We start from the raw sequence: 23,845 nt of genomic DNA, 5'->3' as shown, positions 1-23,845 counted from the left end.
GGACCGAGCGTCAGACGACCACCACCTCCACCGACGCCACCGTGTTGCAGCCGTAGCCCTGCGCGTTCCACGGGGCGCGGTCCGGCTGGGTGGCGCCGTGGGAGTCGGTCGCGCGGGCCAGCAGGCGGTAGCGGCCCGGGCGGCGCGGGGTCCACGGGTACGACCAGCCGGTCCAGGCGTACGGCCCTGTGGGCGGCTCCAGTTCGGCGTCGTGCCACCCCGTGTCCGGGTCGTCCTGCCCCGGTCCTGTGCCGTCCTCGTCCTCGGCCCGCACCTCGACGCGGCCGACGGTCCGCCCGCCGCCGGACCAGGCCCTGCCGCGTACGACGGTCTCCGTCCCGCGCCGCAGGTCCTCGTCCGGTTCCGGCGTGGTGATGAGCGACTTGACGAGGATCGCCCCGACGGGCCCGTCGGGGGTGCCGTCCGAGGCGATGTACACGTACTCCTCGGTCTGGAAGACGCCGGTGAAGGGCGTCGTGACGGCCCTCGCCCCGACCAGCCACTTCACGTCGGCGACCGCGTACCGGCCCGGCACCACGAGCCGGACCGGGGCGCCGTGCCGGGGCGGGAGCGGTTCGCCGTTCAGGTGGGTCGCGAGGAGCGTGTCGGGGTGCAGGGCCTCGGCCAGCGGCAGGGCGCGCTCGAAGGCGGTCCGCCGCCCGTGGAAGGGGCCCTCGTCCGCTCCGGTGAAGACGAACTCGACGGCCTCCGGGGCGAGCCCGGCCCGTTCGGCGACCAGGTGGAAGGGGACGCCCGCGAACCGGGCGCAGCCGACCGCCCCGCGCTCCCAGGGCAGGCCGGGCGGGCGCGGGTTCATCAGGGCGCGCCCGTTGCCCGCGCATTCCAGGACGACGTCGAGCTCACGCCGCCCGGCGCGGCCGCCGAGGGCGATGAGCTGCTCGTAGTCGATGTCGAGCGGGGCCGTCACGGCGCCGTCGACGCGCAGCCGCCAGTGGGCGATCTCCGGGCGCGGGACGCCGAAGTGGTCCCGTACGAAGAGGGCGTCGGCGGGCGTCACCGGATCGGCGAGCGCGGCCAGGGGGGTCTGGGCGTTGTACGGCTCCGTGGTCACCGTCTCGGGCGCCCAGGCGGTGGCCCCCATCCCCTGGGGAACGGCTGCTGTGCTCATGCCGACACCTCCGTCGGGCGCGGTCCTTCTCAGCGTACGTCCGGCCCCGCGCCCCCACTCGTCAGGCTCTGCGCCCCCACTCGCCGCCTTCGGCCGACCCCACGCGCCGCGTCCGATTCGTACAAGACCCGGGCCCCGACCCCTGCCTACCGTTGTCCCATGAACACACCACGACTCGACGTCATCGGCCTCGTCGTCGCCGACATGGCCGCCTCGCTCGCCTTCTACCGGCGGCTCGGTCTCGACGTGCCCGCCGAGGCCGACACGCAGCCGCACGTGGAGGCCGCCCTGCCCGGAGGGATGCGGATCGCGTGGGACACCGAAGAGGTCATCCGGTCCTTCGATGCCGACTGGTCCCGGCCCCAGGGCGGTGACCGGATCGGGCTCGCGTTCCTGTGCGACTCGCCCCGGGACGTGGACGCCACGTACGAGGCGCTCGTCGCCGCCGGCTACCAGGGGCATCTGAAGCCCTGGGACGCGGTGTGGGGGCAGCGCTACGCCGTCGTGCTCGACCCGGACGGCTGCGGGGTCTCCCTCTTCGCCCAGGCCGAGGCGTAGGCCGAGAGCGTCGTTCCGGCGAGCGCCCGGGTCTCGCGGGCCAGGTGCGCCTGGTCGGCGTACCCGGCGCGCAGGGCCGCCTCGGCGTACGGGACGCCCGCTCTGACCAGGGCCAGTGCGCGCTGGAGCCGCAGGATCCGGGCCAGCGTCTTGGGCCCGTAGCCGAACGCGTCCAGCGAGCGCCGGTGCAGCTGCCGCGCGCCCAGGCCGACCGCCTCCGCGGTCTCGGCGACGGGGCGTCCTGCGGCCAGGCGCCGGGCGACAGCGCGGATCAGCGGGTCCGGGTCCTGGGCGTCCGCCGCCCGGTCGACGGCCAGAGCTTCGAGCGCGGCGGCCGGGTCGGGCGCGGCGGAGACCCGCTCGGCGAGCCGCCGGGCCCGGGCCTCGCCCCAGAGCGCCCCGAGGTCGACCCGCCTGTCCCGCAGGACGCTCGCCGGTACGCCGAGCAGGGCGGGGGCGTCCCCGGGCGCGAAGCGCAGCCCGGCGTACGGGCCGGGGCCGGCCTCGGGGACGTACGCGAAGGTGTCGGGGCCCGCGACGTACAGCCGGCCGTCGTGCCACAGCAGGTCCATGCACCCGTCGGGCAGCACCGCCACCGGCTCCTCGCCCACGGGCGAGGGCCCGATGCTCCAGACGACCGCGCCGGCCAGGCGCGCGGGACGTTCCTCGTACACCCTTCCGAGCCTAAGCCGGTTCCCGAGCCGGGTCCTAGTCCTTCTCCCACCCCGAGTGCAGCCGCGACTTGACGTCGTCCGGGGGCAGGAAGCGCGACCAGCGTTCGGGGAACTCCGAGGGCATGTCGGGGTCGTCCTCGTCCACCTCGTCCGCCTCCGCGCGCAGCCGCGCGACGAGCTCGGCGGCCTGGGCGGCGCGGGCGCGGTCGGAGGCCTCGCGGGCGGCGGCGGTGGCGACCGAGGGCCAGACGCGGTCGATCGCCGCGTTCACCGCCGCGCCGACGAGCACGGCGAAGGCGGAGATGCCGATCCAGAGGAGGACGGCGATGGGCGCGGCGAGCGAGCCGTAGATGGTCGGGCCCTCGACCTGGCTGGTGAGGTAGATCCGCAGCAGGAAGCTGCCGAGCACCCACATCCCGAGCGCCACGAGCGCGCCCGGGATGTCCTCGATCCACGGCGATCTGACGGGCACGGAGACGTGGTACAGCGTGGTGAGGAAGGCGACGGAGAGGAGGATGACGACCGGCCAGTAGAGGACGGAGACGACCTCCGTGCCCCAGGGGATCAGCTCCACCACCCGGTCGGGTCCGACCACGGCGAGCGGCAGCACGACCGCGCCGATGAGCAGCGCCACGATGTAGAGCAGGAAGGCCAGGAGCCGGGTCTTGACGATGCCCCGGTGGCCGTCGAGGCCGTACATCACGGTGATGGTGTCGATGAAGACGTTCACGGCGCGCGAGCCGGACCACAGGGCGATGGCGAAGCCGAGGGAGACGAGTTCGGGGCGGGTGCCCTGGGTGACGTCGTCCAGGAGCGGCTTGGCGATGTCGCGTACGCCGCGGTCGGAGAGGACCGTTCCGGCGGCGTGGAGGATGTTCTCCCGCATGCTCGCGACGGTGTCGGTGTTGGTCCAGTCGTCGGCGTAGCCGAGGAGGGCGATCAGTCCGAGCAGGAGTGGGGGCAGCGACAGAAGGGTGAAGAACGCCGCCTCGGCGGCGAGGCCGAGGATGCGGTACTCGATGCACGAGTTGACGGTGTCCTTCAGGAGCAGCCAGACCATCTTCCGCTTCGATACGTTGCGGTAGAGGACTCGGGCCCGGTGGAGTCGGGTCCCGGGGCGCCGCTCGGGTGTTTCGTTTGCTGCCTGCACCTCCTTACCGTATCGGCATGGCAGCCAGCACCCACACCGTGACCAATCAGCCTCCGCCCCTGGTGGGATACGACGTCTTCTCCGCGGACCGGGCGCTCGCGGAGGCGGTGGATCGGCATCTCGACCCGCTCGGCCCGGAGGTTCTCGGCTCCGCGCGCGAGGAGCTGGCGGAGTTCGGCCGGGCCGCCGGTTCGGAGCAGGCGCGGGAGTGGGGGGACCTGGCGAACACGTTTCCGCCCCGGCTGCGGACCCACGACCGGTACGGGAACCGGATCGACGAGGTCGAGTTCCACCCGGCCTGGCACCGGCTCCTGGGCCGGGCGGTGGGCGCGGGGCTGACGAACGCGTGGGGCCGTCCGGGTGGACATGTGCGGCGCGCGGCGGGTTTCTTCCTCACGACGCAGACCGAGGCCGGGCACGGCTGCCCGCTGTCGATGACGCACGCCGCCGTGCCCGCGCTGCGGGCGGACCCGGGCCTGGCCGCCGTGTGGGAGCCGCTGCTGACCTCGCGGGTGTACGAGCAGGGGCTGCGGCCGCCGGCCGAGAAGGCCGGGGTGCTCTTCGGGATGGGGATGACGGAGAAGCAGGGCGGCAGCGACGTACGGGCGAACACGACGGAGGCCCGGCCGCTGGCCGAGGACGGGGCCTATGTACTCACCGGGCACAAGTGGTTCTGCTCGGCGCCGATGTCGGACGGGTTCCTCGTGCTCGCCCAGGCTCCCGGGGGCCTCAGCTGTTTCCTCGTCCCCCGGGTCCTGCCGGACGGGACGCGGAACGCGTTCGCGATCCAGCGGCTCAAGGACAAGCTCGGCAACCGGTCGAACGCCTCCGCCGAGGTCGAGTTCGACGGGACGACCTGGGCCCGCCGGGTCGGCGAGGAGGGGCGCGGGGTCCGCACGATCATCGGGATGGTGGCGGCGACGCGCCTCGACTGTGTGCTGGGCTCGGCCGCGCAGATGCGGCAGGCGGTGGCGCAGGCCGTGCACCATGCCGCGTACCGCAGGGCGTTCGGCGGGGTGCTGATCGAGAAGCCGCTGATGCGCAACGTACTGGCGGATCTGGCGCTGGAGTCGGAGGCGGCGACGGTCCTCGGGATGCGGCTCGCCGCGGCGTACGACACGGACTCCGAGTCCGAGCGGGCGTTCATGCGGATCGCGGTGCCGGTGGCGAAGTACTGGGTGACCAAGCGGTGCACGCCGACGGTGGCGGAGGCGCTGGAGTGCCTCGGCGGCAACGGCTACGTCGAGGAGTCGGGGATGCCCCGGCTGCTGCGCGAGTCGCCGCTCAACTCGATCTGGGAGGGGTCGGGGAACGTCCAGGCGCTGGACGTGCTGCGGGCGTTGTGGGGGTCCCCCCACGCCCCAGGGCGTAGGGGGAGGGAGCCGATGGCGCTCAACGCGTTCCTGACGGAGGTCGGGAAGGCGCGGGGCGCGGACCACCGCTTGGACGGGGCGATCCGGGGGATGCTGACCGAACTGGCCGACCTGGACGGCATCGAGGGGCGCGCGCGACGGCTCGTGGAGCGGATGGCCCTGGTGTTGCAGGGGTCGCTTCTGGTGCGCTGGGCACCGTCCGAGGTGTCGGACGCTTTCTGTGCCTCGCGGCTCGGCGGCGACTGGGGCACGGCGTTCGGGACGCTGCCGTCGACGCTCGACCTGGGAGCGGTGGTGGAGCGGGCGCGGGCCGAGGTCTGAGCGCCGATTCGGGTGGCTCGTCCGCCGCGAAAAGCGGTGGGTGGTGCTGCGCCGACACGGCACCACCCTCCGCTCGCACCACCTTCACGCACGAGAGCGGTTGCTACCAGAGTTGCAAAGGGTTGCAGGATTACCGGAATCGGGCTCTACCGGCGAGCACCGGACGGCACGATGGGCACCGGACTCCGGAGTCCGGCAGAACCGATACAGCACCGACGCGGCAGTGAGGGTGGCTGGGAGAGACCGATGAAGAACACTCAGCTGAACAATACTCGGCTCGACATGAAGCGGCTGGCCGCCATGGACGCCGCCCAGGCGACCCGGCTGCTGCACCGGGTACGGGACGAGACGCTGGCCGGCCGCACGCCGCCGATCGCTCCCCGGCCGGTCATCGACGCCTCCTGGCAGCGGATGTTCCGGCTCGGTCTCGACCCGGACCAGGGCACCAGCAGCGTGCTGCTCCAGCGCGACGAGCTGGAGCAGCGGCGCCGCACGACCGTCCTCGGCGAGGTGATGCGCACCCTGAGCACGATGCTCGCCGGGATCGCGGACGCCTCGATGCAGATCATGGTGGTCACCGACGAGCAGGGCCGGGTGCTCTGGCGCGAGGGCAACCTCTCCGTGATGCGGCAGGCCAACGGCATCTGTCTGGAGGAGGGCGCGGCCTGGACCGAGCACACCACCGGGACGAACGCGGTGGGGACGGCGCTCGCGATGGGGCGGGCCGTCCAGGTCCACTCGGCCGAGCACTACGTCCAGACCCTGCACAGCTGGACGTGCGCCGCAGCCCCGGTCCACGATCCGCGCGACCAGCGGCTGTTGGGGATCGTGGACGTCAGCGGACCGGCGTCCAGCTTCCATCCGTCGACGCTCGCGCTCGTCGGCTCGGTGGCCCAGCTCGCCGAGGCGGAGATGCGCGACCGCCATCTGCGGTCGATCGAGCGGCTCCGCTCGGTGGCCGCGCCGATCCTGTGCCGGGTGGGCGGGCGCGCGGTCGCGGTCGACGCGCACGGCTGGACGGCGGCGGTCACCGGGCTCGCCCCGGTGGACCGGATCACGCTGCCGAAGTCGTTCCGGGCCGGGCGGGTCTGGCTGCCGTCGCTCGGGATGTGCGCGGTGGAGCCGCTGCCGGGCGGCTGGCTGCTCCGGATCGAGGAGGAGAAGCGCGCGGACGCCTCGGCCCCGGGCGGCGCGGAGGCGGCCGGCCGGGTGGTGCTCGACCTGAGCCGGCCGCGCCGCTGGTCGGTGGCGGTGTCGGGGGCGGCGGGCAGCTGGTCCCAGGAGCTGAGCCCACGCCACGCCGAGGTGCTGTACGTGCTGGCCCGGCACCGGGACGGGCGGACGGCGGCGGAGCTGGCCGAGGACGTGTTCGGCGACCGGACGAGGACGGTGACGGTCCGCGCGGAGATGTCGCGGATCCGCCGGAACCTGGCGAGCGTGCTCGCCCACCGCCCGTACCGGTTCAGCGAGGAGGTCGAGGTCGAGATCGTCGCCCCGGCCGACCCGGTGGACCTGCTTCCCCACTCGACGGCCCCGGCGGTACGGGCGGGACGGCTGGGGAGGGCGTAGAGCGGGAGGCGGACTGACCCGGACCGGCCTGACCTGGACCGGCCCGGCCGACCCCGCACGGCCCCGCCCGGCCCTCTCGATCCCACCGCTGTCCACCATGCGGACAGCCGACCGACGGAGCCCCTTGGGAATCGCGCACTCCGCATGATGCGATGAACCCATGAGCATCACTCTCACCACCTGGTCCCTCGAACAGACCGCGCCGTCCGACCTGCGCGCCTCGACCCCGCCCGAGGGAGACGACGTCGCGATCCGGCGTGCCGAGGTGCCCTCCCCCGAGTACAGCCGCTTCCTCTATACGGCGGTCGGCGGCGACATCCGCTGGAACGACCGGCTGTCACTGACGTACAAGCAGTGGGAGGAGATCGTCGAGAAGCCCGGGGCGGAGATCTGGGTGGCGTACGACAAGGGGACGCCGGCCGGGTACGTGGAGCTGGACCCGCAGGACGACGGTGTCGTGGAGATCGTCTACTTCGGCCTCATCCCCGCCTTCCGGGGCCGCCGGATCGGCGGGCACCTCCTTTCGTACGGTGTCCAGCGCGCCTGGGACCTGGCGGAGCGGTGGCCGGAGCGGGAGGCGACCCGGCGGGTCTGGCTGCACACCTGCTCGCTGGACGGGCCGCACGCGATGGACAACTACCTGCGCCGGGGCTTCCGGCTCTTCGACACCAAGGTGGAGGAGGTCGAGGAGTCCGAGACGCCCGGCCCCTGGCCCGGCGCGCACGGCTGAGCCCGGCCGAGCGGGCCGCACGACGGCCCGGGTCCGCGGGAGGGCGGCCCGGGCGTGACCCTCGAACGTGACCCACACCACACCATCTCGCACAGCGAGACACTCCTGTCCACATAGCGGACGAAGCTGGACTGGGTCCAAAGTCCCGTGACACGCTTCCGTCATGTCTGGAACTGGAATTGCCTTGGTGAGTCGGCGGCACGTCGACCTCGGCCGCATGTCCAGCGCCATGTGTTCGGCGCGCTGAGAGAACCAGCACCGCCGCGAGCACCTTTCAGACCGACCCTGCTGCGCACCGTCGCGCCATCCCCTGACCCACGTACGAGTGTGCAGGTCAGAGCCGCCCTCCCGCAGTCCCGAAGGACGAAACGCCATGGCCGCCACCCCGGAAAACCCCGCACCCGCCACGCCCCGCCGCAAGGTGAGCCGTCACCGTGGCGAGGGCCAGTGGGCCGTGGGGCACTTCACCCCGTTGAACGGCAATGAGCAGTTCAAGAAGGACGACGACGGTCTCAACGTGCGGACACGCATTGAGACGATCTACTCCAAGCGTGGATTCGACTCGATCGACCCCAACGACCTTCGGGGCCGCATGCGCTGGTGGGGTCTGTACACCCAGCGCAAGGAGGGCCTCGACGGCACCAAGACCGGTGTCCTGGAGCCGGAGGAGCTGGACGCGGAGTACTTCATGCTCCGGGTCCGCATCGACGGCGGCCGGCTGACGACCGAGCAGCTGCGGGTCATCGGCGAGATCTCGCAGGAGTTCGCGCGCGGCACCGCCGACATCACCGACCGGCAGAACGTCCAGTACCACTGGATCCGGATCGAGGACGTCCCGGAGATCTGGAACCGGCTCGAGGCCGTCGGCCTGTCGACCACCGAGGCCTGCGGTGACACCCCGCGTGTCATCCTCGGCTCGCCGGTCGCCGGAATCGCCGAGGACGAGATCATCGACGGCACCCCCGCCATCGACGAGATCTACCGCCGGATCGTGGGCAACAAGGACTTCTCCAACCTGCCCCGCAAGTTCAAGTCGGCCGTCTCCGGCTCGCCGCTGCTCGACGTGGCGCACGAGATCAACGACATCGCCTTCGTCGGCGTGAACCACCCGGAGCACGGCCCCGGCTTCGACGTCTGGGTCGGCGGCGGCCTCTCCACCAACCCCAAGCTGGGCGTCCGCCTGGGCACCTGGGTCTCCCTGGAGGAGGTCCCGGACATCTACACCGGCGTCATCTCGATCTTCCGCGACTACGGCTACCGCCGGCTGCGCACCCGCGCCCGGCTGAAGTTCCTCGTCGCCGACTGGGGCCCGGAGAAGTTCCGCCAGATCCTGGAGGACGAGTACCTCAAGCGCAAGCTGACCGACGGCCCCGCGCCCGAGCAGCCGGCCGGCCAGTGGCGCGACCACGTGGGCGTCCACAAGCAGAAGGACGGCCGTTTCTACGTCGGCTTCGCCCCGCGCGTCGGCCGCGTCGACGGCACCACGCTCACCAAGATCGCGGAGATCGCCGAGGCGCACGGTTCGGGCCGGGTCCGTACCACCGCCGAGCAGAAGATGATCGTCCTGGACGTCGAGGAGACGCAGGTCGAGTCGATCGTCTCCGCCCTGGAGGCCCTGGACCTGCGGGTCAACCCCTCGCCGTTCCGGCGCGGCACGATGGCCTGCACGGGCATCGAGTTCTGCAAGCTGGCGATCGTCGAGACCAAGGCGCGCGGCGCCTCCCTCATCGACGAACTCGAGCGCCGCATCCCCGAGTTCGACGAGCCGATCACCATCAACATCAACGGCTGCCCGAACGCCTGCGCCCGTATCCAGGTCGCGGACATCGGTCTCAAGGGCCAGCTGGTCCTGGACGACGAGGGCAACCGCGTCGAGGGCTACCAGGTCCACCTGGGCGGCGCCCTCGGTCTGGAGGCCGGGTTCGGCCGCAAGGTCCGTGGCCTGAAGGTCACCTCGACCGAGCTGCCGGACTACGTCGAGCGGGTCCTCACGCGCTTCCAGGAGCAGCGCGAGGACGGCGAGCGCTTCGCCACCTGGGCGGCGCGCGCCTCCGAGGAGGCCCTGTCATGAGCGAGCGTGCCGCACCGTTCTACTGCCCGTACTGCGGCGACGAGGACCTGTTCCCGCACGAGACAGGGCACGGGGCCTGGGAATGCCGGGCATGCAGTCGAGCCTTCCAGCTGAAGTTCCTGGGGCTCCTCGCCCCGGGCACTTCGAGCAACCCAGCTGGAGGGGAAGAGATATGACGACGACTCAGGCCATCACCGAGGACACCCCGGACACCGACCTGAAGGCGCTCGCCGAGCAGGCCGGGCGTGACCTGGAGGACGCCTCCGCGCTGGAGATCCTCCAGTGGGCGGCCGACACCTTCGGCAAGCGGTTCTGCGTCACCTCCTCCATGGAGGACGCGGTGGTCGCCCACCTCGCCTCCCGGGCCATGCCCGGCGTCGACGTCGTCTTCCTCGACACCGGCTACCACTTCCCCGAGACCATCGGCACCCGCGACGCGGTCGACGCCGTGATGGACGTCCGCGTCATCACGCTGACCCCGCGTCAGACGGTCGCCGAGCAGGACGCCGAGTACGGCGCGCGGCTGCACGACCGCGACCCCGACCTCTGCTGCGCACTGCGCAAGGTCAAGCCGCTGGAGGACGGGCTCACCGCGTACCTCGCGTGGGCGACGGGCCTGCGCCGCGACGAGTCCCCGACCCGGGCCAACACCCCGGTCGTCGGCTGGGACGAGAAGCGGCGGAAGGTCAAGATCTCCCCCATCGCCCGCTGGACCCAGGACGACGTCGACGCCTACGTCGCCCAGCACGGTGTCCTCACCAACCCGCTCCTCATGGACGGTTACGCCTCCGTCGGCTGCGCGCCGTGCACGCGACGCGTCGCGGAGGGCGAGGACGCCCGGGCCGGCCGCTGGGCCGGACGCGGCAAGACCGAATGCGGGCTGCACGGCTGATGACCACCACAGAGACCTCCCAGGAGAATCACGTGACCGGTGCCACCATCTGGCTCACGGGCCTGCCCAGCGCCGGCAAGACCACCATCGCGTACGAGCTCGCCGGCACGCTGCGCGGCGAGGGCCACCGGGTCGAGGTGCTCGACGGCGACGAGATCCGCGAGTTCCTCTCCGCGGGCCTCGGCTTCAGCCGTGAGGACCGGCACACCAATGTGCAGCGGATCGGCTTCGTCGCCGAACTGCTCGCCTCGAACGGCGTGAAGGTGCTGGTCCCGGTCATCGCCCCGTACGAGGACAGCCGCGAGGCCGTCCGCAAGCGCCACCAGGCCGAGGGCACCGCGTACGTCGAGGTGCACGTCGCGACCCCGGTGGACGTGTGCTCCGTACGCGATGTGAAGGGGCTCTACGCCAAGCAGGCCGCGGGCGAGCTCAGCGGTCTGACCGGGGTCGACGACCCGTACGACGAGCCGCGCAACCCCGATCTGCGGATCGAGTCCCAGAACCAGACCGTGCAGGAGTCCGCGGCGCAGCTCCACGCGCTGCTCACCGAGAGGGGCCTGGCGTGACCACCGTTGCCCATGTTCATGAGGAGACCGACAGCCCGTTCGCGCTGTCGCACCTGGACTCGCTCGAGTCCGAGGCCGTCCACATCTTCCGTGAGGTGGCGGGGGAGTTCGAGCGGCCGGTGATCCTCTTCTCCGGCGGCAAGGACTCCATCGTCATGCTGCACCTGGCGCTGAAGGCGTTCGCGCCTGCGCCGGTGCCGTTCACGCTGCTGCACGTCGACACGGGGCACAACTTCCCCGAGGTCATCGAGTACCGCGACCGGGTCGTCGCCGAGCACGGGCTGCGCCTTCACGTGGCCTCGGTGCAGGAGTACATCGACGCGGGGAAGCTGCGCGAGCGTCCCGACGGGACGCGCAACCCGCTGCAGACGGTGCCGCTGACCGAGGCGATCCAGCAGCACCGTTTCGACGCCGTGTTCGGCGGCGGGCGGCGCGACGAGGAGAAGGCCCGCGCGAAGGAGCGGGTGTTCTCGCTGCGCGACGAGTTCTCGCAGTGGGACCCGCGCCGCCAGCGCCCGGAGCTGTGGCAGCTGTACAACGGCCGGCACGCCCCCGGTGAGCACGTCCGGGTCTTCCCGCTCTCCAACTGGACCGAGCTGGACGTCTGGCAGTACATCCAGCGGGAGAAGATCGACCTCCCCGACATCTACTTCGCCCACGAGCGCGATGTGTTCGCCCGCAACGGCATGTGGCTGACGGCCGGCGAGTGGGGCGGCCCGAAGGACACCGAGACGGTGGAGAAGCGGCTGATCCGCTACCGCACCGTCGGCGACATGTCCTGCACCGGCGCCGTCGACTCCGACGCCACCACGCTGGACGCCGTCATCGCCGAGATCGCCGCCTCCCGGCTCACCGAGCGGGGTGCGACCCGCGCCGACGACAAGCTGTCCGAGGCCGCGATGGAAGACCGCAAGCGCGAAGGGTACTTCTAATGAGCACCACCACCGAGCAGCTCTCCGACGAGCAGCTGGCCGCCACCACCCTGCTGCGTTTCGCCACCGCCGGGTCCGTCGACGACGGCAAGTCCACCCTGGTGGGCCGGCTGCTGCACGACTCCAAGTCGGTCCTCGCCGACCAGCTGGAGGCCGTGGAGCACGCCTCCCGTTCGCGCGGCCAGGAGGCGCCGGACCTGGCGCTGCTGACCGACGGCCTGCGGGCCGAGCGGGAGCAGGGCATCACGATCGACGTGGCGTACCGCTACTTCGCGACCCCGCGCCGCCGCTTCATCCTGGCCGACACCCCCGGGCACGTGCAGTACACCCGGAACATGGTCACCGGCGCCTCGACCGCCGAGCTGGCCGTGGTCCTGGTCGACGCGCGCAACGGTGTGGTCGAGCAGACCCGGCGGCACGCGGCCGTCGCGGCGCTGCTGCGGGTGCCGCACGTGGTCCTCGCGGTCAACAAGATGGACCTCGTGGAGTACGCGGAGCCCGTCTTCGCGGCGATCGCCGAGGAGTTCACGACGTACGCCTCCGAGCTGGGCGTCCCGGAGATCACCGCGATCCCGATCTCGGCGCTCGCCGGCGACAACGTGGTGGAGCCGTCGGCCAACATGGACTGGTACGGCGGCCCGACGGTCCTGGAGCACCTGGAGACCGTCCCGGTCAGCCACGACCTGACGGCCTGCCACGCGCGGTTCCCCGTGCAGTACGTGATCCGTCCGCAGACCGCCGAGCACCCGGACTACCGGGGCTACGCGGGCCAGATCGCGGCCGGTGCCTTCCGGGTCGGCGAGCAGGTCTCCGTGCTGCCCTCGGGGAAGACGTCCACGATCACCGCGATCGACGCGCTCGGCGAGTCCGTGGACATCGCCTGGGCCCCGCAGTCGGTGACGATCCGGCTCGCCGACGACATCGACATCTCGCGCGGCGACCTCCTCGCCCCGAGCGGTGACGCCCCGGCGACCAGCCAGGACGTCGAGGCGACGGTCTGCCACGTGGCGGACCAGCCGCTGAAGGTGGGCCAGCGGGTGCTGCTCAAGCACACCACCCGCACGGTCAAGGCGATCGTCAAGGAGATCCCGTCCCGGCTGACCCTGGACGACCTCTCCCAGCACCCCGAGCCGGGTCAGCTCGTCGCCAACGACATCGGCCGGGTCAAGGTCCGTACGGCCGAGCCGCTCGCGCTCGACTCGTACGCCGACTCCCGCCGTACCGGCTCGTTCCTGCTGATCGACCCGGCGGACGGCACCACGCTCGCGGCCGGCATGGCGGGCGAGTCCTTCGCCGACGCCAAGGCCGTGAAGGCCGGTTCGGACGCGGCGGACACCGCGGACGACGAGGGCTGGGACTTCTGAGATGACGTACGACGACGTCTACGGCACCTTCGCCAAGGAGGGCGGCCGCGTGGGTTCCGGCGCCCTCGGCGCGGGCAGCGGGGGTGTCGCGCGATGTGCGTGCTGATTCCGATGCGGTGCGTACGCGCCGCGCTGCCGCTCCACCCGTACCACGAACGACATAGCCGAAGAAGCCTTCGAAGACCCTGAGGGGACCACCTCCGTGCCTGCCTTCCGCACCACTCCGCGCCGCCCGATCGCCGCTCTCGCGGCGCTGCCGCTGCTGATCGGCGCGCTCGCCTCGTGCGGGTACGGATCCCAGGCGAAGGGCGACGAGCAGAAGGTGGCCGCCCAGGGCGCGAAGCTCTCCGCGGACACGGTCCGGATCGGCTACTTCCCGAACCTGACGCACGCGACGGCGCTGGTGGGCGACCAGGAGGGCATCTTCCAGAAGGAGTTGGGCGGGACGCAGCTGAAGGTCTCGACCTTCAACGCCGGTCCGTCGGAGATCGAGGCGCTGAACGCCGACTCGATCGACATCGGCTTCATCGGCCCCTCCCCCGCGATCAACGGCTACACCAAGTCGCAGGGCAAGAACCTTCGTATCGTCGGCGGTTCGGCGTCGGGCGGCGTGAAGCTGGTCGTGAACCCGGCGAAGATCAAGACCCTGGACGAGGTGAAGGGCAAGCGGATCGCCACTCCGCAGCTCGGCAACACCCAGGACGTCGCCTTCCTCAACTGGATCTCCGAGAAGGGCTGGAAGGTCGACGCCCAGAGCGGCAAGGGCGACGTCTCCGTCCTGCGCACGGACAACAAGGTGACCCCGGACGCCTACAAGTCCGGCTCCATCGACGGCGCCTGGGTCCCCGAGCCGACCGCCTCCAAGCTGGTCAGCGAGGGCGGAAAGGTGCTGCTCGACGAGGCGTCGCTGTGGCCGGACAAGAAGTTCGTGATCACGAACATCATCGTGTCCCAGAAGTTCCTCACCGAGCACCCCGACGTCGTCGAGGCCGTCCTGCGGGGATCCACCAAGACCAACGAGTGGATCAACGCCAACCCGGACAAGGCCAAGGCCTCTGCCAACGCCAAGCTCAAGGAGCTCACGGGCAAGCCGCTGGGCGCCGACGTCATCGACTCCGCCTGGCCCTCGATCCAGTTCACCGACGACCCGCTCGCCGCGACCCTGCGCGCCCAGGCGGACCACGCGGTGAAGGCCGGACTCCTCAAGCAGCCCGACCTCAACGGCATCTACGACCTGGGGCCCCTCAACAAGGTCCTGACGGCAGCGGGCAGGTCCGCCGCATCCGACGCCGGCCTCGGCGCCAAGTAACCGAACCCACAGGAGGTGACGACCATGGCAACGACCGCGACGCTCGCCAAGGCCGAGGACCGTGCGCAGGTGACGCACGCCGCCCGGCTCGACCACGTCTCGAAGTCCTTCGGCGGACCGGGCGGAGGACAGCTCGTCCTCGACGGCATCTCGCTCGACGTCGCCCCGGGTGAGTTCGTCACCCTGCTCGGCGCCTCGGGCTGCGGCAAGTCCACCCTGCTCAACCTGGTCGCCGGGCTCGACCGGCCCTCCGCCGGGTCCATCGAGACCCCCGGCGGCCGGCCGGCCCTGATGTTCCAGGAGCACGCCCTCTTCCCGTGGCTGACCGCGGGCAAGAACATCGAACTCGCCCTGCGGCTGCGCGGGGTGCCGAAGTCCGAGCGGCGCCCGGAGGCGGAGCGCCTCCTCGAACTGGTGCGGCTCTCGGGCTCGTACCGCAAGCGGGTGCACGAGCTGTCCGGCGGCATGCGCCAGCGCGTCGCGCTGGCCCGGGCGCTCGCCCAGGACAGCGACCTGCTGCTGATGGACGAGCCGTTCGCGGCACTCGACGCCATCACCCGGGACGTGCTGCACGACGAGCTGACCCGGATCTGGCGCGAGACGAACGTCTCGGTGCTTTTCGTGACCCACAACGTGCGCGAGGCCGTGCGGCTCGCCGAGCGCGTGGTACTGCTCTCGTCCCGCCCCGGGCGGATCGCCCGGGAGTGGACCATCGACATTCCGCAGCCGCGCCGCATCGAGGACGCCGCCGTGGCGGAACTGTCCATCGAGATCACCGAAGAACTGCGTGGGGAGATCCGCCGCCATGGCCAGCACTGACACGACCACCACGAAGGCCGCCAAGGCCGACGACCTGGCCGGTCTGGAAGCCGGACTCGACGCGCTGGACGCGGTGCAGCTGCGCCGTACTCCGGTACGCGAGGTCCTGGTGAAGAAGGTCCTGCCGCCGGTCCTCGCCGTGGTCCTCGTCCTCGCGGTCTGGCAGCTCCTCGTCAACCTCGAGGTCACCGACGAGTCCAAGCTGCCCGCGCCGCTCGCGGTCTGGGACAGCCTGAAGACCATGTGGCTGGAGGGCACGCTCCTCGAGGTCCTCTGGACGAGCGTGTCGCGCGCCCTGCTCGGCTTCCTGATGGCGCTCGCCATCGGTACGCCGCTGGGCCTGCTGGTCGCCCGCGTGAAGTTCGTGCGCGCCGCGATCGGTCCGGTGCTCGCGGGCCTGCAGTCGCTGCCTTCGGTCGCCTGGGTGGCCCCGGCGGTGCTGTGGATCGGCCTCAACGACTCGATGATGTACGCGGTGATCCTGCTGGGCGCCGTGCCGTCGATCGCCAACGGCCTGGTGGCCGGCGTCGACCAGGTCCCGCCGCTCTTCCTGCGGGCCGGGCGCACGCTCGGCGCGACGGGCCTGAAGGGCGCCTGGCACATCGTGATGCCGGCCGCGCTGCCCGGTTACCTCGCGGGCCTGAAGCAGGGCTGGGCGTTCTCCTGGCGGTCCCTGATGGCGGCGGAGATCATCGCGTCCTCGCCCGACCTGGGGCTCGGCCTCGGCCAGCTCCTGGAGAACGGCCGCAACAACTTCGACATGCCGGGCATCTTCCTCGCGATCATCCTGATCCTGCTTGTGGGTGTCGCCATCGACCTGCTGATCTTCAGCCCGCTGGAGCGCGCGGTGCTGCGCGGCCGCGGTCTGCTGGTGAAGTGAAGAGCTGACCATGAGCGCTCCCGTCCTTCTCGTCGTCGCCCACGGCAGCCGCGATCCGCGGCACGCCGCGACCGTGCACGCCCTGGTGCGGCGCGTCCGGTCGCTGCGGCCGGGGCTGCGGGTGGAGACGGCGTTCCTGGACTTCAACCTGCCGTCCGTCCCGGGCAGCCTGGACCGCCTCGCGGCCGAGGGCGTACGGGACGTGGTGGCCCTGCCCCTGCTCCTGACCCGCGCCTTCCACGCCAAGGCCGACATCCCGGCGGTCCTCCGCGAGGCCCCGCCGAGCCTGCAGATCCGCCAGGCGGAGGTCCTCGGCCCGTCCCCGCTGCTGCTCGCGGCGGTGGAACGACGCCTGTACGAGGCCGGCCTGACGCCCGCCGACAAGCGCTCGACCGGGGTCGTCCTGGCCTCGGCGGGCTCCACAGACCCGGAGGCGATCGCAGCGATCGCAGAAACGGCGCGGGAGCTGCGGCGCACCGGTTGGTGCTCCGTGCGGCCTGCGTTCGCCTCCGCATCTCTCCCGAGGACCGAGGACGCGGTCCGGGCGATGCGCGCCGACGGCGTGCGCCGGGTGGCCGTGGCCCCCTACGTCATCGCCCCCGGCCGCCTCCCGGACCGCATCGCGGCGGGCGCGGCCGAGGCCGACGTCCTGGCGGACGTCCTCGGCCCCTCGGAGGAACTGGCCCGACTGCTGGTCCGGCGCTACGACCAGTCCCGTACGACGGAACGCGCGGCCGTCGCCTAGGGCCTGTCGTTTGGATCAGGCCCTAGGTCGACGCTTGACGCTTCAGGGCATCAGTCGGCTTTGCGGATGGTGTCGCGGGCGGCGAGGCGGAAGTCCTTGACGGCTTCGTAGAGGGTCCGCTCTCGTTCAGCGGCAAGGGCGATGTCCTCGGTCTTGCGGGTGGTGTCGCCCGCGTGGGCGTTCTCGGCCATCCGTCGCATGACGTGGGAGAGGTCGCTGGAGGCTACGGTGACGCGTTCCGCGACGTCCGCGACGCGTGCCGGCCCTTCGAGGATGACGATTTCGCAGGCGCGGTGGACCTCGCGGGCCAGGGTGATGAAGCGGCCTGTCTTCTCGTCGATGTCGGACAGGTCGGGTCGGTCCGCACGCAGCGCGTCGAGGACGGCATCCCTCGCGATGTCGCGGTCATGGAGCGCTCCCAGGTAGCGGGCGTACGCGTCGCGGCGGTGCTGGCGGCTCCATTGGGCGTGCTGGGACCGCGCCTGAGCACGGCCGTTGACGATCGCGGCCGCGAGTGTGGCGGCGGAACCGACGGCGGCGCCCAGCAGCGCGGCGAGTCCTGAGTCCATGGGCCAAGTCTGCCGTTCTCGCGGTTCGTCCGGTGTGCCGGGGCTTCGTCCCTGGATCCGGTCCGGCTGCTGTGACCGCCCTCACACGCGCGGAGTTGTCACGTCCGCCGCCGGTCCGGTGTCTTCTCTGCAGGAGCGAGGGAAGGGATCGTGAGATGAAGGCAGTCATCGTGTGCGTCTCCGTGTCGCACGGCAATACGCGTCGAGTCGCCGACAGCATCGCCCAGGTGTTGGGCGCGAAGGTCGTCTCCCCCGAACAGGCCGACCCGGCGGAGCTGGCCGCGGCCGACCTGGTCGGGTTCGGGTCCGGCAACTTCTACGGCAGGCTCCACCCGGACCTGACCGACTTCGTGAAGGCGCTTCCCGCCGGGCGGGGGCGGGCGTTCGTGTTCGCCACCAGCGGGCTCCCGGAGCTGCCGGCGGCGCCTTTCACCCGCCCCCTGGTCCGGCTCCTCGAAGGCAAGGGCTTCGAGCCGGCGGGGAGCTTCTCGTGCCGGGCGTTCGACACCTGGGCTCCCTTCAAGCTCGTCGGCGGCATCAACAAGCAGCGGCCGAACGCCGGTGACCTGGACGCCGCGCGGGCTTTCGCCGAGCGGCTGCGGGCCGGGCGAGCCTCGCGCCCCTGAGGAGCCGGGGCATCACCCCACCGCGGTGCTCTCCGTGTCTCGGCGACGTGCCGCCCGTAGCGTGATCGTCGCCGCGAGCCCCGCCGTCAGACCGACCGTCAGGGCCGCCGGGACGCCGTTGCCGAGAGCGGCGGAGAGCTGGATCAGGCCCCAGCGCATGCCCGTCCGGTTCGTCGCCATGCCGAGCAGCTGGCTCGCGAGCAGGCCGAGGACCGTCGCGCAGACGGTGCCGATCACCATGGCCGGGAGCGTGACCCGGGTGAGGAGGCCGGGGAGGCAGCGAAGCGCCCACCACACCAGCACGAGCAGCAGCACGTCACCCGCGCGGTAGAGGAGCCAGTCACCGACCGAGCCTCCGGCCGGGGCCGACCACCCGCCGAGCAGCAGCCACTGGCGCAGCAGGTCGCCCGGTTCGGCGAACAGCCCGCCGTCCGGCGAGATCATCTGGATCTGCGCGGCGAGCCGCTCGTACGAGAGGACCACCAGGGACAGGGCCACGACGGCCGTCCCGACCGTGGCCGACAGGCGGGCGGCACGCGCCGCGACCTGCTGCCGAGGCAGCGGATCCGCGCCCTTGACCGCGACCCGCGCGACGAGCACCGTCACGGCCGCCACCACCAGCCCGGTCACCACGAGCACCTGGCGCCCCGAGGAGATCACGCTCGCCAGGTGCGGCAGGAAGCGGTAACTGCCGCGCCCGTTCGCCGCGATGGCCCACGGCGCGGAGACCGCCACCGCCAGCGTTCCGGCCACCACACCCCAGGCCCACACCCCGAGCAGCGTCGCCGGCGTCCGGCCCTGCACCGGCGGCAGCCTGCGGAGCAGCAGCAGCGCGCCGGGCACGAAGAAGGCGAAGACCGCCGCGAACCGGATCTGCATCCCGGTGGTGTAGAGCGAGAGGTAGCGGCTGTTGTCGACCGAGGCGGTGTCGCCGATCCCGCCGGACACCTCGGCACCGAGGCGGTACGAGGCCGGCGGGTCGTACGCCCACGGAACCAGCCAGTGCTCCAGCTCGGCGGCGGTCCGGCCGCCGATCGCGCTCGTGGTGCCCTGCAGATGCAGCGCCTGCGTGCTCGCCCCCGCCCACCACAGCAGCGCGAGGAGCAGAAGTCCTCCCGCCAGTGCCGGTATCGCCGCTCTCCGGTATGTCATGTCCCGCCCCGTGTTGGCCCCCGTGCACGTGGTGCACCCCTGATCACAAGGAGGCTACGGCGTGCCGATCACGTACATGTCACGCCACCCCCGTCGCCTACGCTCCGGGATCATGACGACGTACCACGAAGACGAAGCGGACACGGAACGCCCCACGCCCCGGCGCAGGTCGGTGCGGTTGGCGATCGTCGCGCTCGTGGTCGCGGTCCTCGTCGGCGGTCTCGTCTGGCTGTTCCAGGACGCGTTGTTCAGCCCGTTCGGCGACGCCCGCGCCTGCGAAGGGAGCGAAGCGGCGCTGCCCGCGACGATCGCCCCCGCCGGCGTCCCCCTGCCCGCCGACGCCTCCGAGGTCCACTACACCGTCCGCAAGGGCCGTACCCATGTCTCCTTCCTGAGCAAGGAGATTCCGGAGTACCTCGTCCGCGCGGGCCTGCTCACCCCGGGCGAACCGCTCATCGACGAGCGGGACGACCCCAAGTACGCGCTCGGTGAAGGCGAACCCGAGCTGCCCCACGGGTTGTGCGGCTCCCCCCTCTACGGCCCCGTCTGGTTCTACGGGAACGGCTCGGTCGAGGTCGAGGTCGAGCGCTCACCGGTCACTCCCGACCGCTTCCCGAACCCGGCGCGGGCCGTCGTCACGTACACCCCCTGACGCTCGGACACTCTCAGGCGCGCGGGTCGCGGCCGCTGGCGGCGAGGGCGCGCTCGAAGTCGGAGGCGTTCTCCGGTACTTCGACGGGGGCGGCGAAGCCGTCGTACTGGCGGTAGACCTCGGCGTGCTCCTCGACGACCGCGAGGACGAACGCCCCCGTCCCGTCGGGGAGCGTGAGGCGTTGACCGGTGGAGCGGGCCAGGTCCCAGCCGTGCAGGGCGAGTTCCTTGACGATCAGCGAGGCGATCACAGGGGCGGGCATGGTGGCGTAGCCGGTGTCCACGTCGCCCTCCCAGACGTCCGGCTTCTCCCAGGCGGCGAGCGCGCGGTCCAACTGGGCCGCGTACCGCTCCGCCCAGTCGGTGTCGGCGGTGAAGTCCCGCTGGACGGTGGCCTCGGGGAGCTGCTCGCGCAGCGCGCGGCGCTCCAGGCCGTGGGCGGAGTAGAGGACGAGGTGGTTGACGAGTTCGCGCACCGTCCAGTCGGTGGCGACGGACGGCTGGGCGAGCTGCTCCGTGGTGACACCGCGGGCGACCCGGGCGGCCTCGGCGGCGCAGACGGTGAGATGGGTGTGGATGGCGTTCATACGGCCGACGCTACGGAGCGCCCCGGTACCCGGTCTTGAAGAATCGCGACAGGGCGTTCGATGTAGCGTCCACCCATGATCCCGGACACCTTTTCGATCGGCGGCGACCTTCCCGTACGACGGCTCGGCTACGGCACCGCCCAACTGACCGGCCCGGGCTACTGGGGGCCCCGCGGTGAACGGGCGGACGCCGTCGCCGTCCTGCGGCGGGCCGTGGAGCGCGGGGTCACCCTGATCGACACGGCCGACAACTACGGCCCCGACCTCGCCGAGGAACTGGTCGCCGAGGCCCTCCACCCGTACCGGGACGGCCTGGTGATCGCCACGAAGGGCGGGGTCGTACGGACCGGCGACAGCGCCTGGCACATCGAGGGGCGGCCGGAGCGGTTGCGCGCGATGTGCGAGGCGAGCCTGCGGCGGCTGCGGACCGACTGCATCGACCTCTACCAGCTCCACCGCCTCGACCCTGAGGTCCCGATGGCGGAGCAGCTCGGCACGCTGGACGAGCTGCGCGCCGAGGGGAAGATCCGGTACGTCGGCCTGGACTCGGTCACCGCCACCCAGCTCACGGAGGCCCTGGCCCTGACGTCCTCGATCGTGTCCGTGCAGAACCGCTTCAACCTGCTCGACCGGCAGTCGGCGGAGGTCCTGGCGCTCTGCGCCGCGCACGACCTGGCGTTCCTGCCGTGGTTCCCGCTGGCCAACGGCGCCCTGACCGCCAGCGCGGCGGACACGCTCGACGCGGTGGCGGCGCGGCACGGGGCGGGCCGGGGCCAGGTCGCCCTGGCCTGGCTGCTCCATCACTCCCCCGTCCTGCTGCCCACCCCCGGGACCGGCTCCCTCACGCACCTGGAGGAGAACCTGGGCGCGGCGGAGCTGCGCCTCGACCCCTCCGACGTCTCCCTCCTGGACGCACTGAGTTCCTAGCTCTTCAGCACCACCAGCCGCTGCGTCGCCCGGGTCATCGCCACATAGCGGTCGACCGCGCCCTCGACGCCCTCGCCGAAGGCCTCCGGGTCGACGACCACGACCAGGTCGAACTCCAGGCCCTTCGCGAGGCCGGGCGTGAGCGACCGCACGCGGGTGGTCTCCTCGAAGGTGGGGTCGCCGATGACGCAGGCGACGCCGTCGGCGTGGTCGGCCAGCCAGCCGTCGAGGATCGCGTCCCGGTCCGCGACGGAGCCGTGGAGGACAGGGATGCCGTTGGCGCGGATGGAGGTCGGCACGTTGGCGTCCGGGATCGCGGCCAGGATGGCCGGCGCGGCCTCCGCCATGACCTCTTCCGGCGTCCGGTAGTTGATGGAGAGCGAGGCCACCTCGACCCGGTCGAGCCCGATCCGCTTGAGCCGCTCCTCCCACGACTCGGTGAACCCGTCCCGGGCCTGGGCCCGGTCGCCGACGATGGTGAAGCTCCGGGACGGGCAGCGGAGCAGCAGCATCTGCCACTCGGCGTCGGTCATCTCCTGCGCCTCGTCGACGACGACGTGCGCGAACGGGCCGTCGAGCAGCGCGCGCTCCGTGCCCGGCAGCGCGTCCTCGTCGATCAGGCTGTCCTGGAGGTCCCGTCCCCGGAGCATCGTCACCGCGCCCTCGCCGTCGGCGTCGGCCGCGATGACGTTCTCGATGACACCGGCCATGCGCTCGCGCTCGGCGGCCACGGACGCCTCGTGCCGGCGCTTGCGCTGGGACGCCTTCGGGTCGCCGAGCCGCTGCCGTGCCGCGTCCAGGAGGGGCAGGTCGGAGACCGTCCAGGCCTGCGGGGCGTGCTTGCGCTGAAGTGTCCGTACGTCGTCGGGGCCGAGCCAGGGCGCGCACATCCGCAGGTAGGCGGGGACGGACCAGAGGTCGCCGACGAGATCGGCGGCGTCGATCATCGGCCACGCGCGGTCGAGGGTCTCGACCAGCTCCTCGTCGTGGAGCAGCGACTTCCGGAACTGCTGCTCGGAGGGGACGTCGCCGCTGTGCTTGTCCAGCAGGATCGTGACCAGTTCCTCCCAGATCTCCTCGCGGGCCTCGTTGTGCGGGGTGCTCGGCCCGGGCGCCCGGAACGCCTCGACCCAGTCGTCGGCGGTCAGCCGGACCTCGGACCACGGGGTGGTGACGGTCATGCCCTGGGTGGGCGGCTCCTCGTAGAAGCGGACGGCCTTCTCGATCGCCCGCACCATGTCGGCGGAGGACTTCAGGCGCGCCACCTCGGGGTCGGTCTCGGCCGCCGCGCCGGGCCCCTCGGGAAGCAGGTCGCGCAGGGTGCAGGTCCGTACGCCCTCCTCGCCGAGGCTGGGCAGGACGTCCTCGACGTAGTTCAGGTAGGGCTGGTGCGGGCCGACGAAGAGCACGCCGCCGCGGCGGTGGCCGAGGCGCGGGTCGGAGTAGAGCAGGTACGCGGAGCGGTGCAGCGCCACGACCGTCTTGCCGGTGCCGGGGCCGCCGTCGACGACGAGGGCGCCCTTGGAGCCGGCCCGGATGATGGCGTCCTGGTCGGACTGGATGGTGGCGAGCACGTCACGCATCCGGGACGAGCGCTCGCCGCCGAGGCTGGCGATGAAGGCGGAGTGGTCGTCGAGCGCCGCGTGGCCCTCGCGGCCGTCTGCGGTGAACACCTCGTCCCAGTAGTCGGTGATCCGGCCGCGGGTCCAGCGGTACCGGCGGCGGCTGGCCAGGCCCATCGGATGGGCGTGGGTCGCCGCGAAGAACGGCTCGGCGGCCGGGGAGCGCCAGTCGAGCAGCAGCCGGCGGCCCGTGCTGTCGGTGAGGCCGAGGCGGCCGATGTACACGGGCTCGGGGCTGTCGGTGAGGACGACGTGACCGAGGCACAGGTCAAGGCCGAACCGGCGCAGGGTGCGCAGGCGGGCGGTGAGGCGGTGGATCTCCGTGTCCCGCTCCAGGGCCTCGCGGCCGGCGCCGCCGGGCGCCTTGCGCGCGGCGTCGAGCTGCTCGGACAGCTCGGCGATCGTCCGGTCGAGGCAGTCCGCGACGGCCGCGAAGTGCTGCTCGTCGCCGGCGATCAGGGCCGGGGCGGCCTTGGAGGACAGTCGGTCGGAAAGGTCGAACGCGCTGGTGGTCAGGGGATTCATCTCCTCGGTTCTGCCACGGAATCGGGCCAAGGCCTGAGATTGTGCGGCATCACCGGGGCCTTGCCGCAAGGCCCCCCATGCGCTATAAGTTAAAAGTGGCAAGG

General features: G+C 72.0%; 25 protein-coding genes. 18 read left to right on the top strand and 7 right to left on the bottom strand.

The annotated features are described in order from the left end of the window. Positions 1 to 10 precede the first annotated feature (10 nt). A complete protein-coding gene (locus tag AB0F56_RS34590) occupies positions 11 to 1,129 on the bottom strand; it encodes a molybdopterin-dependent oxidoreductase (protein WP_362017071.1) in 1,119 nt (372 codons plus the stop codon). A gap of 159 nt (positions 1,130 to 1,288) precedes the next feature. Between AB0F56_RS34590 and AB0F56_RS34585 the strand changes: the two genes are divergently transcribed. Next, the gene (locus tag AB0F56_RS34585; protein ID WP_362017069.1) at positions 1,289 to 1,687 is read left to right on the top strand and encodes a VOC family protein; all 399 of its coding nucleotides are present in this window, start codon (positions 1,289 to 1,291) and stop codon (positions 1,685 to 1,687) included. On the opposite strand, the gene AB0F56_RS34580 is transcribed toward AB0F56_RS34585, so the two are convergent. Both AB0F56_RS34580 and AB0F56_RS34575 read right to left on the bottom strand, forming a co-directional pair. Then, positions 1,624 to 2,361, bottom strand: coding sequence for a helix-turn-helix domain-containing protein (locus tag AB0F56_RS34580; RefSeq protein ID WP_362017067.1), 738 nt, complete (start codon positions 2,359 to 2,361; stop codon positions 1,624 to 1,626). The two genes, AB0F56_RS34585 and AB0F56_RS34580, sit on opposite strands and share 64 nt — an antisense overlap. A 34-nt stretch (positions 2,362 to 2,395) precedes the next feature. Then, complete coding sequence (locus tag AB0F56_RS34575) at positions 2,396 to 3,511, bottom strand: YihY/virulence factor BrkB family protein (RefSeq protein WP_362017065.1); 1,116 nt, start codon at positions 3,509 to 3,511, stop codon at positions 2,396 to 2,398. A gap of 17 nt (positions 3,512 to 3,528) precedes the next feature. Here AB0F56_RS34575 and AB0F56_RS34570 point away from each other — a divergent pair, with 17 nt between their 5' ends. The 14 genes from AB0F56_RS34570 to AB0F56_RS34505 all read left to right on the top strand — a co-directional run bounded on the left by AB0F56_RS34570 (position 3,529) and on the right by AB0F56_RS34505 (position 17,082). Further along, complete coding sequence (locus tag AB0F56_RS34570) at positions 3,529 to 5,205, top strand: acyl-CoA dehydrogenase family protein (protein ID WP_362017063.1); 1,677 nt, start codon at positions 3,529 to 3,531, stop codon at positions 5,203 to 5,205. Positions 5,206 to 5,451: 246 nt separating this feature from the next. After that, positions 5,452 to 6,774, top strand: coding sequence for a GAF domain-containing protein (locus AB0F56_RS34565; protein ID WP_362017061.1), 1,323 nt, complete (start codon positions 5,452 to 5,454; stop codon positions 6,772 to 6,774). 160 nt (positions 6,775 to 6,934) lie between these two features. Next, positions 6,935 to 7,504: a GNAT family N-acetyltransferase gene (locus AB0F56_RS34560; RefSeq protein ID WP_362017059.1), complete on the top strand. Its 570-nt coding sequence runs from the start codon at positions 6,935 to 6,937 to the stop codon at positions 7,502 to 7,504. 163 nt (positions 7,505 to 7,667) lie between these two features. Further along, positions 7,668 to 7,751: a putative leader peptide gene (locus AB0F56_RS34555; protein WP_352077884.1), complete on the top strand. Its 84-nt coding sequence runs from the start codon at positions 7,668 to 7,670 to the stop codon at positions 7,749 to 7,751. Positions 7,752 to 7,877: 126 nt separating this feature from the next. Beyond that, the gene (locus tag AB0F56_RS34550; protein ID WP_362017057.1) at positions 7,878 to 9,575 is read left to right on the top strand and encodes a nitrite/sulfite reductase; all 1,698 of its coding nucleotides are present in this window, start codon (positions 7,878 to 7,880) and stop codon (positions 9,573 to 9,575) included. Continuing rightward, positions 9,572 to 9,751, top strand: coding sequence for a hypothetical protein (locus AB0F56_RS34545; protein ID WP_362017055.1), 180 nt, complete (start codon positions 9,572 to 9,574; stop codon positions 9,749 to 9,751). Before AB0F56_RS34550 ends, AB0F56_RS34545 begins: the two co-directional genes overlap by 4 nt. Continuing rightward, positions 9,748 to 10,467 (top strand): phosphoadenylyl-sulfate reductase, encoded by a 720-nt coding sequence (locus AB0F56_RS34540; protein WP_362017053.1) that lies wholly within the window; start codon positions 9,748 to 9,750, stop codon positions 10,465 to 10,467. Before AB0F56_RS34545 ends, AB0F56_RS34540 begins: the two co-directional genes overlap by 4 nt. Next, complete coding sequence (gene cysC / locus AB0F56_RS34535; protein ID WP_362017051.1) at positions 10,467 to 11,033, top strand: adenylyl-sulfate kinase; 567 nt, start codon at positions 10,467 to 10,469, stop codon at positions 11,031 to 11,033. Before AB0F56_RS34540 ends, cysC begins: the two co-directional genes overlap by 1 nt. Further along, positions 11,030 to 11,965: a sulfate adenylyltransferase subunit CysD gene (gene cysD / locus AB0F56_RS34530; RefSeq protein ID WP_362017049.1), complete on the top strand. Its 936-nt coding sequence runs from the start codon at positions 11,030 to 11,032 to the stop codon at positions 11,963 to 11,965. The genes cysC and cysD overlap by 4 nt, the downstream gene beginning before the upstream one ends. Beyond that, positions 11,965 to 13,329 (top strand): GTP-binding protein, encoded by a 1,365-nt coding sequence (locus AB0F56_RS34525; RefSeq protein ID WP_362017047.1) that lies wholly within the window; start codon positions 11,965 to 11,967, stop codon positions 13,327 to 13,329. The genes cysD and AB0F56_RS34525 overlap by 1 nt, the downstream gene beginning before the upstream one ends. A gap of 202 nt (positions 13,330 to 13,531) precedes the next feature. After that, positions 13,532 to 14,638 (top strand): aliphatic sulfonate ABC transporter substrate-binding protein, encoded by a 1,107-nt coding sequence (locus AB0F56_RS34520; RefSeq protein WP_362017045.1) that lies wholly within the window; start codon positions 13,532 to 13,534, stop codon positions 14,636 to 14,638. Between the two features lie 24 nt (positions 14,639 to 14,662). Beyond that, entirely contained in the window at positions 14,663 to 15,457 is a 795-nt protein-coding gene (locus tag AB0F56_RS34515) for an ABC transporter ATP-binding protein (protein WP_362017043.1), read from the top strand. Continuing rightward, a complete protein-coding gene (locus tag AB0F56_RS34510) occupies positions 15,444 to 16,337 on the top strand; it encodes an ABC transporter permease subunit (RefSeq protein WP_362017041.1) in 894 nt (297 codons plus the stop codon). The genes AB0F56_RS34515 and AB0F56_RS34510 overlap by 14 nt, the downstream gene beginning before the upstream one ends. A gap of 10 nt (positions 16,338 to 16,347) precedes the next feature. Continuing rightward, positions 16,348 to 17,082 (top strand): sirohydrochlorin chelatase, encoded by a 735-nt coding sequence (locus AB0F56_RS34505; RefSeq protein WP_362017039.1) that lies wholly within the window; start codon positions 16,348 to 16,350, stop codon positions 17,080 to 17,082. Between the two features lie 50 nt (positions 17,083 to 17,132). Here AB0F56_RS34505 and AB0F56_RS34500 read toward each other — a convergent pair whose 3' ends face one another. After that, entirely contained in the window at positions 17,133 to 17,651 is a 519-nt protein-coding gene (locus tag AB0F56_RS34500) for a proline dehydrogenase (RefSeq protein ID WP_362017037.1), read from the bottom strand. A gap of 155 nt (positions 17,652 to 17,806) precedes the next feature. On the opposite strand from AB0F56_RS34500, the gene AB0F56_RS34495 reads away from it, so the two are divergent. Continuing rightward, entirely contained in the window at positions 17,807 to 18,277 is a 471-nt protein-coding gene (locus AB0F56_RS34495; RefSeq protein WP_362017036.1) for a flavodoxin family protein, read from the top strand. Positions 18,278 to 18,289: 12 nt separating this feature from the next. On the opposite strand, the gene AB0F56_RS34490 is transcribed toward AB0F56_RS34495, so the two are convergent. Next, the gene (locus tag AB0F56_RS34490) at positions 18,290 to 19,429 is read right to left on the bottom strand and encodes a hypothetical protein (RefSeq protein ID WP_362017034.1); all 1,140 of its coding nucleotides are present in this window, start codon (positions 19,427 to 19,429) and stop codon (positions 18,290 to 18,292) included. A 112-nt stretch (positions 19,430 to 19,541) separates the two neighbouring features. On the opposite strand from AB0F56_RS34490, the gene AB0F56_RS34485 reads away from it, so the two are divergent. Next, the gene (locus AB0F56_RS34485) at positions 19,542 to 20,081 is read left to right on the top strand and encodes a hypothetical protein (protein WP_362017033.1); all 540 of its coding nucleotides are present in this window, start codon (positions 19,542 to 19,544) and stop codon (positions 20,079 to 20,081) included. 13 nt (positions 20,082 to 20,094) lie between these two features. On the opposite strand, the gene AB0F56_RS34480 is transcribed toward AB0F56_RS34485, so the two are convergent. Beyond that, positions 20,095 to 20,667, bottom strand: a complete 573-nt coding sequence (locus tag AB0F56_RS34480) for a TIGR03086 family metal-binding protein (RefSeq protein ID WP_362017031.1) — start codon at positions 20,665 to 20,667, stop codon at positions 20,095 to 20,097. Positions 20,668 to 20,742: 75 nt separating this feature from the next. Here AB0F56_RS34480 and AB0F56_RS34475 point away from each other — a divergent pair, with 75 nt between their 5' ends. Then, positions 20,743 to 21,594 carry an aldo/keto reductase gene (locus tag AB0F56_RS34475; RefSeq protein WP_362017029.1) on the top strand — a complete coding sequence of 284 codons (852 nt, stop codon included), beginning with the start codon at positions 20,743 to 20,745 and terminating at the stop codon, positions 21,592 to 21,594. On the opposite strand, the gene helR is transcribed toward AB0F56_RS34475, so the two are convergent. Continuing rightward, a complete protein-coding gene (gene helR, locus AB0F56_RS34470; protein WP_362017027.1) occupies positions 21,591 to 23,741 on the bottom strand; it encodes an RNA polymerase recycling motor ATPase HelR in 2,151 nt (716 codons plus the stop codon). The genes AB0F56_RS34475 and helR overlap by 4 nt on opposite strands. Between the last annotated feature and the right edge of the window lie 104 nt (positions 23,742 to 23,845).

The sequence above is a fragment of the Streptomyces sp. NPDC026092 genome, assembly GCF_040638605.1.
GTDB lineage: Bacteria > Actinomycetota > Actinomycetes > Streptomycetales > Streptomycetaceae > Streptomyces.
Note: the sequence above shows the minus strand (reverse complement) of the source record. Positions and strands in the feature narration are given on the sequence as shown.

Excerpts from the sequence above, each read along its gene's own strand:
- AB0F56_RS34590 (WP_362017071.1), bottom strand. The coding sequence starts at position 1,129 with ATGAGCACAGCAGCCGTTCCCCAGGGGATGGGGGCCACCGCCTGGGCG.
- AB0F56_RS34585 (WP_362017069.1), top strand. The coding sequence starts at position 1,289 with ATGAACACACCACGACTCGACGTCATCGGCCTCGTCGTCGCCGACATG.
- AB0F56_RS34570 (WP_362017063.1), top strand. The coding sequence starts at position 3,529 with ATGGCAGCCAGCACCCACACCGTGACCAATCAGCCTCCGCCCCTGGTG.
- AB0F56_RS34565 (WP_362017061.1), top strand. The coding sequence starts at position 5,452 with ATGAAGAACACTCAGCTGAACAATACTCGGCTCGACATGAAGCGGCTG.
- AB0F56_RS34560 (WP_362017059.1), top strand. The coding sequence starts at position 6,935 with ATGAGCATCACTCTCACCACCTGGTCCCTCGAACAGACCGCGCCGTCC.
- AB0F56_RS34555 (WP_352077884.1), top strand. The coding sequence starts at position 7,668 with ATGTCTGGAACTGGAATTGCCTTGGTGAGTCGGCGGCACGTCGACCTC.
- AB0F56_RS34550 (WP_362017057.1), top strand. The coding sequence starts at position 7,878 with ATGGCCGCCACCCCGGAAAACCCCGCACCCGCCACGCCCCGCCGCAAG.
- AB0F56_RS34545 (WP_362017055.1), top strand. The coding sequence starts at position 9,572 with ATGAGCGAGCGTGCCGCACCGTTCTACTGCCCGTACTGCGGCGACGAG.
- AB0F56_RS34540 (WP_362017053.1), top strand. The coding sequence starts at position 9,748 with ATGACGACGACTCAGGCCATCACCGAGGACACCCCGGACACCGACCTG.
- cysC (WP_362017051.1), top strand. The coding sequence starts at position 10,467 with ATGACCACCACAGAGACCTCCCAGGAGAATCACGTGACCGGTGCCACC.
- AB0F56_RS34525 (WP_362017047.1), top strand. The coding sequence starts at position 11,965 with ATGAGCACCACCACCGAGCAGCTCTCCGACGAGCAGCTGGCCGCCACC.
- AB0F56_RS34515 (WP_362017043.1), top strand. The coding sequence starts at position 14,663 with ATGGCAACGACCGCGACGCTCGCCAAGGCCGAGGACCGTGCGCAGGTG.
- AB0F56_RS34510 (WP_362017041.1), top strand. The coding sequence starts at position 15,444 with ATGGCCAGCACTGACACGACCACCACGAAGGCCGCCAAGGCCGACGAC.
- AB0F56_RS34505 (WP_362017039.1), top strand. The coding sequence starts at position 16,348 with ATGAGCGCTCCCGTCCTTCTCGTCGTCGCCCACGGCAGCCGCGATCCG.
- AB0F56_RS34500 (WP_362017037.1), bottom strand. The coding sequence starts at position 17,651 with ATGGACTCAGGACTCGCCGCGCTGCTGGGCGCCGCCGTCGGTTCCGCC.
- AB0F56_RS34495 (WP_362017036.1), top strand. The coding sequence starts at position 17,807 with ATGAAGGCAGTCATCGTGTGCGTCTCCGTGTCGCACGGCAATACGCGT.
- AB0F56_RS34490 (WP_362017034.1), bottom strand. The coding sequence starts at position 19,429 with ATGACATACCGGAGAGCGGCGATACCGGCACTGGCGGGAGGACTTCTG.
- AB0F56_RS34485 (WP_362017033.1), top strand. The coding sequence starts at position 19,542 with ATGACGACGTACCACGAAGACGAAGCGGACACGGAACGCCCCACGCCC.
- AB0F56_RS34480 (WP_362017031.1), bottom strand. The coding sequence starts at position 20,667 with ATGAACGCCATCCACACCCATCTCACCGTCTGCGCCGCCGAGGCCGCC.
- AB0F56_RS34475 (WP_362017029.1), top strand. The coding sequence starts at position 20,743 with ATGATCCCGGACACCTTTTCGATCGGCGGCGACCTTCCCGTACGACGG.
- helR (WP_362017027.1), bottom strand. The coding sequence starts at position 23,741 with ATGAATCCCCTGACCACCAGCGCGTTCGACCTTTCCGACCGACTGTCC.